The organism is Psychrobacter sp. TB20-MNA-CIBAN-0197 (assembly GCF_040309765.1).
Classification (GTDB): Bacteria; Pseudomonadota; Gammaproteobacteria; order Pseudomonadales; family Moraxellaceae; genus Psychrobacter; species Psychrobacter submarinus.
On the sequence record NZ_JBEOPC010000077.1, the window covers coordinates 1 to 956 of the forward strand.

General features: G+C 43.2%; 2 tRNA genes and 1 rRNA gene. All 3 read left to right on the forward strand.

What is annotated here, in order from left to right:
* Nucleotides 1-96 precede the first annotated feature (96 nt).
* Nucleotides 97-173, forward strand: a tRNA-Ile gene (locus tag AAEY83_RS12705).
* A gap of 7 nt (nucleotides 174-180) precedes the next feature.
* A tRNA-Ala gene (locus AAEY83_RS12710) sits at nucleotides 181-256 on the forward strand.
* A gap of 290 nt (nucleotides 257-546) precedes the next feature.
* Nucleotides 547-956, forward strand: a 23S ribosomal RNA gene (locus AAEY83_RS12715); the annotation flags it as partial.

The following is a 956-nucleotide window of genomic DNA, read 5'->3' on the forward strand; positions in this document are numbered from 1 at the left end:
AGACGGCATTCGCTCAGCAAGAATTCACAACAAGTTGTTCTTTAGTTTAGATTGTTTATAAGCCTTATTGTATAAAGTGATTGCTTTAGACATTAAAGGCCTGTAGCTCAGCTGGTTAGAGCACCGTGTTGATAACGCGGGGGTCGGCAGTTCAAGTCTGCCCAGGCCTACCATCTTAATGGGGCCATAGCTCAGTTGGTAGAGCGCCTGCCTTGCACGCAGGAGGTCAACGGTTCGACTCCGTTTGGCTCCACCACTCTTATAAACAAGTGTATAAATAGAACTAAGTAATCGTAGATGATTATTTACTTCTGTTTTATACAGAACCTATCATCTGACGAAGAGATAGGAACTATTTAAAAACATAGATATGAGTCTGGGTTAGCAATAACATTTCACGTGTTATTGCTAACCTGAAGATTAGCCTTTTAACGACATTGTTTGTTATCCCAAGGGCTAATCTTCAAAGTAAAGAGAACTGAATCAAGCGTAAACATAGGTGATATCGTTATAATTGCGAAACCAATAGACCCTTTGGGGTTGTATGGTCAAGTAATTAAGCGCACATGGTGGATGCCTTGGCAGTCAGAGGCGATGAAAGACGTGACAGCCTGCGATAAGCTTCGGGGAGGCGGCAATATCCTGTGATCCGGAGATTTCTGAATGGGGAAACCCACCTAGCATAAGCTAGGTATCTTATACTTTGTATAAGAAGCGAACGAGGGGAAGTGAAACATCTCAGTACCCTTAGGAAGAGACATCAATTGAGATTCCCCAAGTAGCGGCGAGCGAACGGGGAGAAGCCGATTATCTTTAGAATAGAAGAACAGCGTGGGAAAGCTGACCATAGTAGGTGATAGTCCTGTATTTTAAATTCTGAAGATAACATATTAAGTAGAGCGGGGCACGAGAAATCCTGTTTGAAGATGGGGGGACCATCCTCCAAGGCTAAATAC